Genomic DNA, 13,995 nt, shown 5'->3' on the forward strand with positions numbered 1-13,995 from the left:
CCGCTCATCCGTCACGCCCGCCCGGAGCCCTGATGAACCTCGTCGCCGCCCTCGATCGCGCCGCCCGCGCGACGCCCGACAAGCCGTTCCTGATCCACGACGACACGGCGATCACGTACGCCGCCGCACGCGAGCGCTCGCATCGCGCGGCGGCCGTGCTGAGCGCGCTCGGCGTCGCGGCCGGCGACCGCGTCGCCGCGATGTGCGTGAACACGCCCGCGTTCGTCGACCTGATGTTCGGCGCATGGCGGCTCGGCGCCGCGTTCGTGCCGGTCAACCACAAGCTGCAGGCGCCGGAGGTCGACTACGTGCTCGAACACAGCCGCAGCAAGGTGATCCTGTTCGATGCGGCGCTCGCGCCGGTGCTGTCGCGCGTGATCCATCCGGCGCAACGGCTCGTCACCGAAGGCCATGCCGACGGCGTGCCGGACTTCGACGCGATGCGCACGGAAATGGACGGCATCGCGGGCATCGAGCCGGCCGACAACGACGTCGCGCAGATCCTCTACACGTCCGGTACGACCGGCCGTCCGAAAGGCTGCGTGCACAGCCACCGCACGGTGACGTTCGCCGCGATGGCCGCCGCGCTCGCAACCGGAATCGGCCGCAACGAACGTACGCTGATGGCGATGCCGCTCTGGCATTCGTCGCCGCTGAACAACTGGTTCGGCGGCACGCTGTATGCGGGCGGCACCGTCGTGCTGCTGCGCGAATACCATCCGCTGCGCTTCCTGCAGGCGATCGAGCGCGAGCGCGTGACGTTGTATTTCGGTGCGCCGGTGTCGTACACGCTGCCGCTCGACACGATCGAGCACTTCGCGACGTTCGACCTGTCGAGCGTGCGCGCGTGGCTCTATGGCGGCGGCCCGATCGGCGCCACGCAGGCCGAACGGCTCGCACACGCGTATCGCAGCGATGCATTCTTTCAGGTTTACGGAATGACGGAGACGGGCCCGGCCGGCACCACGCTGTATCCGGACGAGCAGATCGCGAAGGCCGGCTCGATCGGCCGCCAGGGCGGCCCCGGCGTCGACCTGCGCGTCGTGTCCATGAACGGTGACGGAGCGCGCGATGCGCAGCCCGGCGAAACCGGCGAGATCTGGCTGAAGGCCGACAGCATGATGCTCGGCTATCTCGACGACGCGGCCGCGACGCGCGCCGCGTTCGCGCCGGACGGCTGGTATCGCACCGGCGACATCGCACGCATCGATCAGGATGGCTATCTGTTCATCGTCGACCGGCTGAAGGACATGATCGTGACGGGCGGCGAGAACGTCTATTCGAAAGAAGTGGAGGACGTGCTCGGCGCGCATCCAGGCATCGCGGAAGCGGCCGTCGTCGGCGTCCCGCATCCGGACTGGGGCGAAACGGTCGTCGCGCACGTCGTGCTGCGTGCGGGCACCGCGCCCGATGCGGATGCGCTGCGCGCGTTCTGCGGCGAGCGGCTCGCCGCCTACAAGATCCCGCGCGAATTCGTGTTCGCGGAAACGCTGCCGCGCACGCCGACGGGAAAATTGCAGAAGTTCCTGCTGCGCGTGCGCAGAGACTGAGTATCCGCGGTTGAGCCGGCGCATGGGTAACTCGCACACCCATATTCCCCTTGCGAACCCAAAAGCTGGATACGGCACCATTGCCTATCCGCGACACCTGACCTAACGCATTCGCGCACGCTCGGTCAATGCAACAAGCCGTACGGAACAAGTAATAGAAGTTAGCAATACTAAATCATACTCGTCCGATTGATCGACGTTTCTTATCTGGAATAGCGTCTCCAGGCAGCCATTCCATTTACTGAGACAGGGAAGCCGGATGAAAAACGAACTCCAAGCACCGACCCATCTTTTCGCCGCCGTTGGCGCACTCACGGAACGCGGTGGACGCGTCACCACCGCAACCAGCGGCTTGACCTTGGCTGGATTGGAAGTCGCCTGCGTCGGCGATGTAGTGACCTATGACGACGGCAGCGAGGCTGCGATTATCGACGGCGCGGAAAACCACCATAGCGGAGGCAAGCCATTCGCATTGGTGGGTAGCCGGTTGAGCAGCGGCGACCGCATTACCGAAACGCTGCGCAGTTCATGGGGCATTCGCGTGGAGGATGGGCAACGCGTTGCGGGCCTGTTCGATCCGACCTATGTGCCGCCGCTCGCGCCGCCCGCCTACAGACTGGCGATACGTGGCGCGACAACAGCGCGCGGCGGTGTATTGCGCGAGCCTTCCGGCACGTGGGAAGTAGCGCCGCACGTGGGAACGAGGCATTGACATACACCGCGACGCACCTGCCGGAACATACCCACATCGCTGAACCGTCGCCGGCAAAATCCATATGTACTACCTGGCCGCGCACCGCCAAAGAAAAAGCCACCGGACCCGACGGCCCGGTGGCTTCTTCACATGCTGCGCACGGCGGCGCCTCTCGACACCGCTCGCGACGCCCATTCTGCTTACTTGCCGCCGATGCTCTTCAGCGGCTTCCACTCACCCTTCTCGACCTTGTACATCGTGATGCCGCCGTTCTTCAGGTCGCCCTTCGCGTCATACGCGACGTGCGTCGACGTGACGCCAGCCATGTCGGTCTTCGCGAGCACCGGCAGGTACTTCGCCGGATCGGTCGAATCAGCCTTCTTCATCGCATTGAGCATCGCCATCGCGCCGTCGTATGCGTACGGCGAATAGGTCTGCACGTCTTCGCCGAAGCGCTTCTTGTACTTCTCGGCGTACGACTTGCCACCCGGCATTTCGTCGAGCGGGAGGCCTGCCAGCGATGCGATCGTACCTTCGGCCGCAGGGCCGGCGATCTTCAGGAACGTCGGCGTCTTCACCATTTCGCCGCTCATCAGCGGCGCGGTGATGCCGAGCGTCTTCATCTGCTTGACCATCGGCGCTGCCTGCGAGTCCGCGCCGCCGTAGTAGACGAGGTCCGGCTTCGTCGCCTTGATCTTGGTCAGGATCGCCTTGAAGTCGACTGCCTTGTCGTTCGTGAATTCACGGTCGACGATCGTCGCGCCGCCGGCCTTCGCGGCCTTCTCGAACTGGTCGGCGAGACCCTGGCCGTAGGCCGTGCGGTCGTCGACGATCGCGATCTTCTTCAGGCCGAGACCCTTCGACGCGAACGAGCCCGCCACCGAGCCCTGCTGCGTGTCGGACGTCATCATGCGGAAGGTCGTCTTGTAACCCTGCTGCGTGTATTCCGGTGCCGTCGCCATCGCGATTTCCGGAATGCCGGCGTTCGCATAAATGCGCGAAGCCGGAATCGTCGTGCCCGAATTGAAGTGGCCGAGCATGCCCTTGATGCCGTCGTCGACGAGCTTCTGCGCAACCGTCGTGCCGGTGCGCGGGTCAGCCTGGTCGTCCTGCGTCTCGAGCGTGAACTTCACCGGCTTGCCGCCGATCTTCGGGTTCGTCGCGTTGAAGTCTTCCAGCGCGAGCACGATCCCGTTCTGCATATCCTTGCCGTAGTGCGCCTGGGCACCCGTCATCGGCCCTGCGTAACCGATCTTCACGTCATCTGCATGGGCCGTCCCCGCAAGCGACATGACCGCGACAAACGTCGCGCCTGCCAGCTTTTTCATCGTGTGTTGCATTGCATCTCCTTGGTACCAGGGTAAATGGAGCGGCTTCGGGATCGCCTTGCCGCTTCCTTTGGTTGATCCGAACGGCAAGGATGGTCAGCCGATCGTCATCAAGTTCGCATTGCCGCCCGCCGCGGCCGTGTTCACGCTGACCGAGCGCTCGGTCAACAGCCGCTCGAGCGCGTAGTCTTCCGCATCGCCGTTCTCGAACGCGCCCACCGACACGCCCTGCACCGACACGATCGGGCCCGGCCGCTGCGCGACGTCCTTCACGAGCTTCTGCAGTTCGTCGCTGTCGCCTTCGAACAGCACCGCGTCGAACGGCGCATCGGCCTGCTTGCGCACGGCCGCATGTGCCTTCAGCGCAGCCGGCAGCGCGGCCGCCAGCGCCTCGCCCGCCGCACCGGCGAACAGCGCGCGGTTGCCCGTCGCCAGCACCGCCGCGAACTGCGCGCGGGCGCCGCCTGGCGTCGCCGCGACACACAGCACCGTGCCGCGCGGGCCGAGTGTATACGTGTTTCGCTCGCCCGTCGGACCGTTCAGCACCGCGGTTGCACCGGCCGGCACTTGCGCGAGATAACCGTCGCAGCGTGCGGCGAGCGCCGGCTCGCGCTGCTCGATCAGCCAGTCGCGCAGCGCGATGAGCGCCGCCGCCGGATTGCCGCGCTGCTCGCCTGCGACCGCGCCGTCCGCGATCAGCGTCTGCGCGAGCGAACGCGGCAGGCCCGACGGACGCGTCGCGAGCAGGCGCTGCAGATACAGCGCGCCGCCGGCCTTCGGGCCCGTGCCCGACAGCCCTTCGCCGCCGAACGGCTGCACGCCGACCACCGCGCCGATCACGTTGCGGTTCACGTAGATATTGCCGACGTGCGCATTCGAGATCACGTGCGCGATCGTCTCGTCGATCCGCGTGTGGATGCCGAGCGTGAGGCCATAACCGGTCGCGCGGATCGCCTCGAGCAGCTTGTCGAGCTGGCTGCGGCGGTAGCGCACGACGTGCAGCACGGGGCCGAACACTTCACGCTTCAACTCGTCGATGCTGCCGATCTCGATCAGCGTCGGCGGCACGAACGTGCCGTGCGCGCAGGCTTCCGGCAACGGCAGTTGCGTGACCGCATGCCCCTTGTCCTTCATCGACGCGACGTGCGTGTCGATCGTCTGCTTCGCTTCGGCGTCGATCACCGGGCCGACGTCCGTCGACAGACGGTCCGGGTTGCCGAGCGTCAGCTCGTGCATCGCGCCCTTGAGCATCGTCAGCGTACGGTCCGCGACATCGTCCTGCAGACACAGAACGCGCAGCGCCGAACACCGTTGACCGGCCGAATCGAACGACGACTGCATCACGTCCGCGACGACCTGCTCCGCGAGTGCAGACGAGTCGACGATCATCGCGTTCTGGCCGCCCGTTTCGGCGATCAGCGGAATCGGCTTGCCGTCCGGGTCGAGGCGCGCGGACAGCGTTTTGTTGATCAGGCGGGCGACTTCAGTCGAACCCGTGAACATCACCGCCCGCGTGCGCGGATCGGCAACCAGCGCAGCACCGACGGTTTCGCCCGTGCCCGGCAGCAGTTGCACCGCGCCGGCCGGCACGCCGGCCTCGCGCAGCAGGCGCACGGCCTGCGCGGCGATCAGCGGCGTCTGTTCGGCCGGCTTCGCGAGCACCGTGTTGCCGGCCGCGAGCGCCGCGGCCACCTGGCCCATGAAGATCGCGAGCGGGAAGTTCCACGGGCTGATGCAGACCACGGGGCCGAGCGGACGGTGCGTGTCGTTCGAGAACTCGTCGCGGATCTGCGCTGCGTAGTAGCGCAGGAAGTCGACCGCTTCGCGGATTTCGGCGATCGCGTTCGGCAGCGATTTGCCGGCTTCGCGCACGATCAGGCCCATCAGCGTGTGCATCTGCGCTTCGAGCAGGTCGGCCGCGCGCACCAGGCAGTCGGCGCGCGCATCGACCGGCGTCGCCTGCCAGATCGGCGCGGCAGCCACCGCGTGCGCGAGCGCCGCGCTTACGTGTTCGGAGGTCGCTTCGCTGACCGTGCCGACGATGTCGCGCTGGTCGGCCGGGTTGCGCACGTCGCGCACCGGTGCGTCGGCGAGCGCATCGTCGGCCAGCATCGGTGCCGCGCGCCACGGATGGTGCGCGCTCGCGAGCAGCGCGGACGACAGCGACGCGAGACGGTGTTCGTTCGACAGGTCGAGGCCCATCGAGTTGGGGCGTTCGTCGCCGTACAGGTTGCGCGGCAGCGGGATCTTCGTGTGTGGCGCGCCGAGCGGCACGACCTTCGATGCCTCGTCGACCGGGTCGGCGACCAGTTCCTTCACCGATACGGTTTTATCCGCGATGCGGTTCACGAACGACGTGTTCGCGCCGTTTTCCAGCAGACGGCGCACCAGGTACGCGAGCAGCGTTTCGTGCGTGCCAACCGGTGCGTACACGCGGCACGGACGATTCATCTTGTCGCGGCCGGTGACTTCCTCGTACAGCGGCTCGCCCATCCCGTGCAGGCACTGGAATTCGTACTGGCCCGGGTAGTAGTTCTGGCCCGCCAGGTGATAGATCGCGGCCAGCGTGTAGGCGTTGTGCGTCGCGAACTGCGGGTAGACGGCGTCGGGCGCCGCGAGCAGCTTCTTCGCGCACGCCAGATACGACACGTCCGTGTAGATCTTGCGCGTATAGACCGGGTAGCCTTCGAGGCCGTCGACCTGCGCACGCTTGATTTCGGTGTCCCAGTACGCGCCTTTCACCAGACGGATCATCAGGCGGTGACGGCTGCGGCGCGCGAGATCGATCAGGTAATCGATTACGAACGGGCAGCGCTTCTGGTAGCCCTGCACGACGAAGCCGATGCCGTTCCAGCCCGCGAGATCCGGATCGAAACACAGCGCCTCGAGCAGGTCGAGCGACAGTTCGAGACGGTCCGCCTCTTCCGCGTCGATGTTCAGGCCGATGTCGTAGCGACGCGCGAGCAGCGCCAGCGCGCGCACGCGCGGCAACAGTTCGCTCATCGTGCGGTCCTGCTGCGAGCGCGAGTAGCGCGCATGCAGCGCCGACAGCTTGATCGAGATGCCCGGGCCTTCGTAGATGCCGCGGCCGCCGGCCGCCTTGCCGATCGCATGGATCGCCTGCTCATACGATGCGTAGTAGCGCTGCGCGTCCTCTTCGGTCGTCGCCGCTTCGCCGAGCATGTCGTACGAGTAGCGGAAGCCGCGCGCTTCGTACTTGCGGCTGTTCGCGAGCGCTTCGGAAATCGTCTCGCCAGTGACGAACTGCTCGCCCATCAGGCGCATCGCCATGTCGACGCCCTTGCGGATCAGCGGCTCGCCGCCGCGGCCGATCAGGCGCGTGAGCGCCGACGACAGGCCCGCTTCGCTGTTGGTCGTCACGAGCTTGCCGGTGATCATCAGCCCCCAGGTCGCCGCGTTCACGAACAGCGACGGTGCGTGGCCGACGTGCGAGCGCCAGTCGCCCTTGCTGATCTTGTCGCGGATCAGCGCATCGCGCGTCGCGCGATCGGGAATACGCAGCAGCGCTTCGGCCAGACACATCAGCGCCACGCCTTCCTGGCTCGACAGCGAAAACTCGTGGATCAGCCCTTCGACGCCGCCGCCCGAGCTCTTCTCGCGCAGCGCCTCGACGAGCGTCGTCGCGAGCGTCTGCACGTCGGCCTGCAGGTTCGCCGGCAGGCGGGCCTGGCCCAGCAGGAACGGCACGCATTCCGGCTCGGGGCGGCGGTACGCTGCCGTGATCGCCGCGCGCAGCACCGATTGCGGCTGCACGTTCTGTGCGAACTCGAGGAACGGATGCGGCGAGTTGTCGTCGTCGCCGTCCGTCGACTGTCCGTCGGCCAGCTCCGTGACTCCGCTGCTGCCCGACAGCTCGGGCGGCAGCTGGCCGTGCTCGATCCGCTCGAGATACGCGAAGATCGCCTGCTTGATCAGCCAGTGGGGGGTGCGCTCGAGACGCGCTGCCGCGTCTTTCAGGCGCGAGCGGAGAAGGTCGTCGACCTTGACGCCGAGAGTCGTGCTTGCCATGGTGGGTTCGTGCGCCGGTGCGAGCCCGGCAATATGGTGTGAGAGGATGCGCGAAATCCTACGGCACGCAATAAAAAGGTGCAACCAGATTGGGAGGTCGGTTGCACCTGATGGTTAGTCAATATAATCAGCCACTTAGATGGTTGCAACCTAGGGGTTGCCCGTGGTCGGCGGATCGGTGTTTTCCCTGATCGGGACCGATTCGGCCCATATGCGCAACCTTTGATGCGTACGACGGCGGGAGAAAACGGGTTGCACTGGGGGGGTGCGAGCGGGTCCGCGCGGAACGGGAACGGGAACGGGGACGAGAGACGGGAAAAAGCGCGGCCCGGCGGTCGGCCCGGGCGCGGGGCGGCAAGACGGTGACGGGCAGCGCGACAACCGCGCCGGCGCCGCCCGGATACTCAGATATCCAGCGGATCGACCTCGACGCTCCACCGCAGCACGCCCTTCAGCGCACGCAGCTCCGGCTGCCATGCGCGCAGCGCATGCTGCAGCGCGGCCCGCGACGCGCTTTCGAGCAACAGTTGCGCTCGATGGACGTTCGCGACCTTCACGATCGTCATCGGCACCGCGTCGTACACGGTCACGCGATCGGCACCCGGCAATCCAGGCAATGCAGCCGCGGCCTGCTGCAGGAACGCCAGCGCCGCGTCCAGCGTGCGCCCTTCGGCGCGCAGCAGCGCCTGATAGACGAACGGTGGCAGATGCGCGTCGCGACGCTCGCCGAGCGTCGAATTCGCGAAGCCTACGTAATCCTGCCGCCCGAGCGCGTGATACAGCGCGTGACGCGGATAGCGCGTCTGCACGAGCACCTCGCCCGGCAGGCCCGCACGCCCCGCGCGGCCGCTCACCTGCATCAGTTGCGCGAACAACCGCTCGCTCGCGCGGAAGTCGTGCGAGAACAGCGCCGTATCTGCGTTGAGCACGCCGACGAGCGACACGCGCTGGAAGTCGTGCCCCTTCGCGATCATCTGCGTGCCGACGAGAATGTCGACTTCCCCCGCATGCACGTCCGAGAAAAGCGCCTGCGCACTGCCCTTGCGGCGAGTGCTGTCCGCGTCGATCCGCAACACGCGCGCGCCCGGCACCGCCTCGGCGAGCGCCTCCTCGATGCGCTGCGTGCCGCGCCCGAGCGGCGCGATGTCGACGTTCCCGCACTCCGGACACGAGCGCGGAATGCGCGCTTCCCAGCCGCAGTGATGGCAGCGCAGCGCGTGCTCGGGCTTGTGCAGCACGACGTACGCGCTGCAGCGCGGGCAGCCGGCGACCCAGCCGCATGCGTCGCACGCGAGCTGCGGCGCGTAGCCGCGCCGGTTCAGGAATACGAGGCTCTGTTCGCCGCGCTCGAGCCGCGCCTTCAGCGCCGCGACGAGCGGCCCGGACAGCCCGCCCATCGACGCGCGCCCGCGTCGCCGCTCCTCTTCGAGATCGATCAGCCGCACGGTGGGCAGCGTCGCGTCGGCCACCGCGCGGCGCGACAGCGTGAGCCGCGTATAGCGGCCTTGCTCGGCCTGCCACCAGCTTTCGAGCGACGGCGTCGCCGAGCCGAGCACGACCGGAATGCCAAGGTGTTTCGCTCGCCAGACGGCGAGATCGCGCGCCGAATAGCGCAGCCCTTCCTGTTGCTTGTATGCGGGCTCGTGTTCCTCGTCGACGACGATCAGCGCAAGCGTCGGCAGCGACGCGAGCACCGCGAGCCGCGTGCCGAGCACAATCCGCGCACGGCCCGTATGCGCGGCGAGCCAGTTGCGCGCACGCTCGCCTTCGGCGAGCCCGCTGTGCAGCGTGACGATCGCGTCGTCGGCCAGCGCGCCCGCGAAGCGCGCGCGAAACGCGGCCTCGAACTGCGGCGTCAGGTTGATTTCGGGAACGAGCACGAGCGCCTGCGCGTCCGGCCGCGCGTCGAGCAACGCCGCCAGCGCGTGCAGATAGACCTCGGTCTTGCCGCTGCCCGTCACGCCGTGCAGCAGGAACGGCGCGAACCCCTGGCCCGCGCGGATCGCGTCCAGCGCCTCGGCCTGCTGGTCGGTGAGCGCCGGCGGCACAGCTCGCCCACTGGTTGTCGACAGGTTATCCACAGCTTTGGGCGCAGGCGTATCGGCCCAGCCGATTTCCTCGACGGCGACCCAGCCGCGCGCCGCCCAGTCGTCGAGCGTCGCGACCGCCTTCGGATGCAACACGCGCGCATCGGGCAGCGTCAGCGAATCGGTGTCGGCAAGCGCCTGCGCGAGCCGGCGCAGGGCAGCCCCGCGCGCGGGCAGCGCATCGGGAAGCGCAGCGCGGCCGGCGTCGGTCAGCCGGTAGCGAACCTCGGGGGCAAGCAGCCGCCCCCAGCGCTGCGCGTCGCGCAGCGCCTGCGGGAGCGCCGGCAGCGCGACTTCGCCACGCCCGCGCTGGTAGTAGTCGGCCGCGAACGATACGAGCGCGAGCCAGTCCGGCGACAGCGGCGGCAGTTCGGTGCAGATGGCGTCGATCGCGCGCAAACGGGACGGCGGCACATCGGTGTGAGTCGTTACCTCGCAGACGAGCCCGACGGCCTGCCGCCTGCCGAACGGGACTTGCACGAGCGTGCCGGGCTCAGGCGCCGGCTGCACGTCGCAGCGGTAGTCGAACAGGGTGGCGAGCGGATGGTCGAGCGCGACCCGCAGGTAGGTACCGTCCATCACTGCACTCCGGCAGCGACTCGGGCAGTGCGGACGACTGGCCCCCACGTCCGCGTCAAGGTGGCGAACTTAAAGTAAAACTTCAGATTCGGCGCTAAGTTTTGGATTCGCATTAGGAATCGCCGTATACCCTGACCAGCCTGTGGATAACTTTGTTGAGAACTCGCCGTTCAACAGCCGCGAAGCACGCGGGGCCGTGCTTTCCGCTGTTTTCGGCCGCCCGCTGCCGCGCCCCGCGGAGCCTTATTCCATAAGGCTGCTATTCAAATTACCGAACCATAGCGAGACAATTCGACCGATACAGGGCTCTACCGCGCTGCAACGTGGAAAATGTGCATAAGTCAAGTCTTGACAAGCAAGGAATCGGCAACCGGGGCGGGGTTGCGCCCTGTTTAGCGCAGACAGCGAAACGCCGTTACCCCGCAGTGCAGCATAACTGCCCTTGCATTCAGCCTGCAGCTCCGCTACGGATTGCGCGGCTGTGGCTATGCACTTCGTCGACGAGTTCGGCGACGTGATCCGGCGACGTGAACTGCGAAATCCCGTGGCCGAGGTTGAATACGTGGCCCGGATGGTTGCCATAGCTGTCGAGTACCGCGCGCGCCTGCTCGCGCACCGCAGCCGGCGGCGCAAACAGGATCGTCGGATCGAGGTTGCCCTGCAGCGCGACGCGGCCGCCCACGCGCTCGCGTGCGGCGCCGAGGTTGACCGTCCAGTCGAGCCCGACCGCGTCGACGCCGGTCGCCGCGATTTCCTCGAGCCACAGACCGCCACCCTTCGTGAACGTGATCACCGGCACGCGCTCGCCGTCATGTTCGCGTTTGAGCTGCGCGACCACGCGGCGGATGTAATCCAGCGAGAAGCGCTGGTACGCGCCATCCGCCAGCGCGCCGCCCCACGTATCGAAGATCATCACGGCTTGCGCGCCGGCTTCGATCTGCGCGTTCAGGTACGCGGCCACGGCCTGCGCATTCACGTCGAGAATCCGGTGCATCAGGTCGGGGCGCGAATACGCCATCGACTTCACCGTGCGGAAGTCGTCCGACCCGCCGCCTTCGACCATGTAGCACGCGAGCGTCCACGGGCTGCCCGAGAAGCCGATCAGCGGCACGCGCTGGCGGCCCTGGGCGTCGGTCAGCGCGCGGCGGATCTCGCGCACCGCGCCGGTCACGTAGCCGAGCGTCTCCTCGATGTCCGGCACCGCGAGCTTCGCGACGTCGGCCTCGGTGCGCACCGGATGCGCGAACTTCGGCCCTTCGCCGACCTGGAAGTCGAGGCCGAGGCCCATCGCGTCGGGAATCGTCAGGATGTCCGAGAACAGGATCGCGGCGTCGAGCGGAAAGCGATCGAGCGGCTGCAGCGTCACTTCGGTCGCGTAGTCGGGACTCTTCGCGAGGCCGAGGAAGCTGCCCGCGCGCGCGCGGGTCGCGTTGTATTCGGGCAGATAGCGGCCCGCCTGGCGCATCAGCCAGATCGGCGTGTAGTCGGTCGGCTCGCGCAGAAGCGCACGCAGGAAGGTATCGTTGAGCAGGTTATGGGCCACGGTAGGAGCGACGATGCGAAGGCAAAGCGGCATTTTACCGGAGCGGGGCCGCACGGCCGCGTATGCCGATGCGATGGCGGCCATATGACGCGCGCGATGGCTCCGTTATGATCGGACGCTGATATCAAACCGAACGAAGGAGGAGACCGATGAAGACGTTCGCCACGCTGGCGCTCACGACGGCTGCCATGCTCTGCTGCGCCGCCGCGCATGCGCAGGCCGCCGCTGCCGCGCCCGCCGCCGGCTCGCGGCTCGACGACGTGATCGCGCGCGGCACGCTGCGCGTGTGCACGACCGGCGACTACAAGCCGTACTCGTACTACCGAACCGATGGCCGCTTCGAGGGCATCGACATCGACATGGCCGAATCGCTCGCGAAATCGCTCGGCGTAAAGGCCGACTTCGTGAAGACGAGCTGGCCGAACCTCACCAGCGATTTCATCGCGAAGTGCGATATCGCCGTGGGCGGCGTCTCGACGACGCTCGAGCGCCAGAAGCGCGCGTTCTTCACGCAGCCGTACGTGATAGACGGCAAGACGCCGATCGCGCGCTGCGCGGACGTCGACAAGTACCAGACGGTCGCGCAGATCGACCGGCCCGAGACACACGTGATCGCGAATCCTGGCGGCACCAACGAGCGCTTTGCGAAGCAGTTCTTCCCGCATGCGAACCTGACCGTCTATCCGGACAACGTGACGATCTTCAAGCAGATCCTTGCCGGCAAGGCCGACGTGATGGTGACCGATGCATCCGAGACGCTACTGCAGCAAAAGCTGAATCCGGGCCTGTGCTCGGTGCATCCGGACAAGCCGTTCCAGTTCGGCGAGAAGGCATACATGGTGCCGCGCGGCGACGTCGTATTCCAGCAGTACGTCGACCAGTGGCTGCACCTCGCGCTATCGACCGGCGAATACCGGGCGATCTCCGACAAGTGGCTGAAGTAAGCGGATCCGGCCGCGGCGGGCGCGTTCGATAACGGGCGCCGACCCCGCGGTCGCGGCCGACAAATCCGTCGTGGACGGCGATGTGCGACTGCAGCATGCGCATTGCCGTTACACATTGGCGTGCCGCGCAAATTGCGCCAAGCCGCGAAATTGGCTAAATGGCCGACTATTGCGCGCGCCGATCACGTTTCAAAATCTTTCCGACAAATCAATCGTCATGCGTGGTATCTGTCGTGCGATGCCATTTCCGCCGTGCAAATCGGCAATTCACCGGCGCGAAAACGCACGAAAAACGCGTCGCGCGCATGCGATGAAAACTCTGCAGAAAAGACGGGTAAAAATTGCCTTTTTCAGTACCCCGAAAACAGCAAAAAATCCCGCGAAGCCTTATCTGGCGGGCGTTACAACCTGAAACACTTTGTTACCGCGAGGGGTCGTTAATTCGCCCACAATGGCTTCAACGGTTTCAACACGGATGCGGTCTCGTGTGCCAAGTGTGAGCGGACGCGAAGCGCTGCGAGCCAGTCGGTCACGTACCGAAGCCCTTCCGAGGGGCATCCCTGTTGGAGTCGTTTCCGGCCCCCCGCCGGACACGGTTTCATCTTTGGTCTCCTCGCGCTAACCCCGTAGCGTGTGGTTTTTAGCGGGCTAATAAGCCCGCTTTTTTTCGTCCATAGAGAACGCAACGGCCCGCAGGCCGCCGCATTTTTTCCCGTCGCCAGATCGCTTTACGCGGTCTTCTGCACGTCGAGTTTCAGCTCGTCGATCATCCGCTCGCGCATCACGAACTTCTGCACCTTGCCCGTCACCGTCATCGGCAATTCGTCGACGAAACGGATATAGCGCGGAATCTTGTAGTGCGCGATCTGGCCGTTGCAGAACGCACGCACGTCGTCCTCGGTCATGTGCTCGTCTGCGCGCAGCACGATCCACGCGCACAGCTCCTCGCCGTACTTCGCGTCCGGTACACCGAACACCTGCGCGCTCTGAATCTTCGGATGCCTGAACAGGAATTCCTCGATCTCGCGTGGATAAACGTTCTCGCCACCGCGAATCACCATATCCTTCAGCCGGCCGACGATGTTGCAGTAGCCGTCCTCGTCGAGCGTCGCGAGATCGCCCGTATGCATCCAGCCGTCGACCAGCACTTCGCGCGTCTTCGCGTCGTCGTCCCAGTAGCCGAGCATCACCGAATAGCCCTTCGTGCACAGCTCGCCCGTCGCACCGACCGGCACGATATC

At 66.4% G+C, this 13,995-nt stretch carries 9 protein-coding genes; 4 read left to right on the forward strand and 5 right to left on the reverse strand.

The window, feature by feature from the left end:
* The first annotated feature begins 32 nt into the window (after positions 1 to 32).
* A complete protein-coding gene (locus DIE13_RS20770; protein ID WP_124828844.1) occupies positions 33 to 1,550 on the forward strand; it encodes a class I adenylate-forming enzyme family protein in 1,518 nt (505 codons plus the stop codon).
* 259 nt (positions 1,551 to 1,809) lie between these two features.
* Positions 1,810 to 2,262 carry a PAAR domain-containing protein gene (locus DIE13_RS20775; RefSeq protein WP_124828845.1) on the forward strand — a complete coding sequence of 151 codons (453 nt, stop codon included), beginning with the start codon at positions 1,810 to 1,812 and terminating at the stop codon, positions 2,260 to 2,262.
* Positions 2,263 to 2,444: 182 nt separating this feature from the next.
* Here DIE13_RS20775 and DIE13_RS20780 read toward each other — a convergent pair whose 3' ends face one another.
* The 4 genes from DIE13_RS20780 to hemE form a co-directional block, all read right to left on the reverse strand.
* Entirely contained in the window at positions 2,445 to 3,584 is a 1,140-nt protein-coding gene (locus tag DIE13_RS20780) for a branched-chain amino acid ABC transporter substrate-binding protein (protein WP_124828846.1), read from the reverse strand.
* Between the two features lie 84 nt (positions 3,585 to 3,668).
* Entirely contained in the window at positions 3,669 to 7,601 is a 3,933-nt protein-coding gene (gene putA, locus DIE13_RS20785; protein ID WP_124828847.1) for a trifunctional transcriptional regulator/proline dehydrogenase/L-glutamate gamma-semialdehyde dehydrogenase, read from the reverse strand.
* A 404-nt stretch (positions 7,602 to 8,005) separates the two neighbouring features.
* Positions 8,006 to 10,267, reverse strand: a complete 2,262-nt coding sequence (locus DIE13_RS20790) for a primosomal protein N' (protein WP_124828848.1) — start codon at positions 10,265 to 10,267, stop codon at positions 8,006 to 8,008.
* A 448-nt stretch (positions 10,268 to 10,715) separates the two neighbouring features.
* Complete coding sequence (hemE, locus tag DIE13_RS20795) at positions 10,716 to 11,810, reverse strand: uroporphyrinogen decarboxylase (RefSeq protein WP_279607246.1); 1,095 nt, start codon at positions 11,808 to 11,810, stop codon at positions 10,716 to 10,718.
* Positions 11,811 to 11,959: 149 nt separating this feature from the next.
* Here hemE and DIE13_RS20800 point away from each other — a divergent pair, with 149 nt between their 5' ends.
* Entirely contained in the window at positions 11,960 to 12,754 is a 795-nt protein-coding gene (locus DIE13_RS20800; protein ID WP_124828850.1) for a transporter substrate-binding domain-containing protein, read from the forward strand.
* Positions 12,755 to 12,856: 102 nt separating this feature from the next.
* Positions 12,857 to 13,195, forward strand: coding sequence for a hypothetical protein (locus DIE13_RS32955; RefSeq protein ID WP_175751721.1), 339 nt, complete (start codon positions 12,857 to 12,859; stop codon positions 13,193 to 13,195).
* A gap of 287 nt (positions 13,196 to 13,482) precedes the next feature.
* Here the strand turns inward: DIE13_RS32955 and DIE13_RS20815 are convergent.
* Positions 13,483 to 13,995, reverse strand: a 513-nt coding sequence (locus tag DIE13_RS20815) for an AMP-binding enzyme (protein ID WP_148094087.1), incomplete at its 5' end; no start/stop codon positions are given.

Origin of the sequence: Burkholderia sp. Bp9016 (assembly GCF_003857765.1) — a bacterium.
Taxonomy (GTDB): Bacteria; Pseudomonadota; Gammaproteobacteria; order Burkholderiales; family Burkholderiaceae; genus Burkholderia.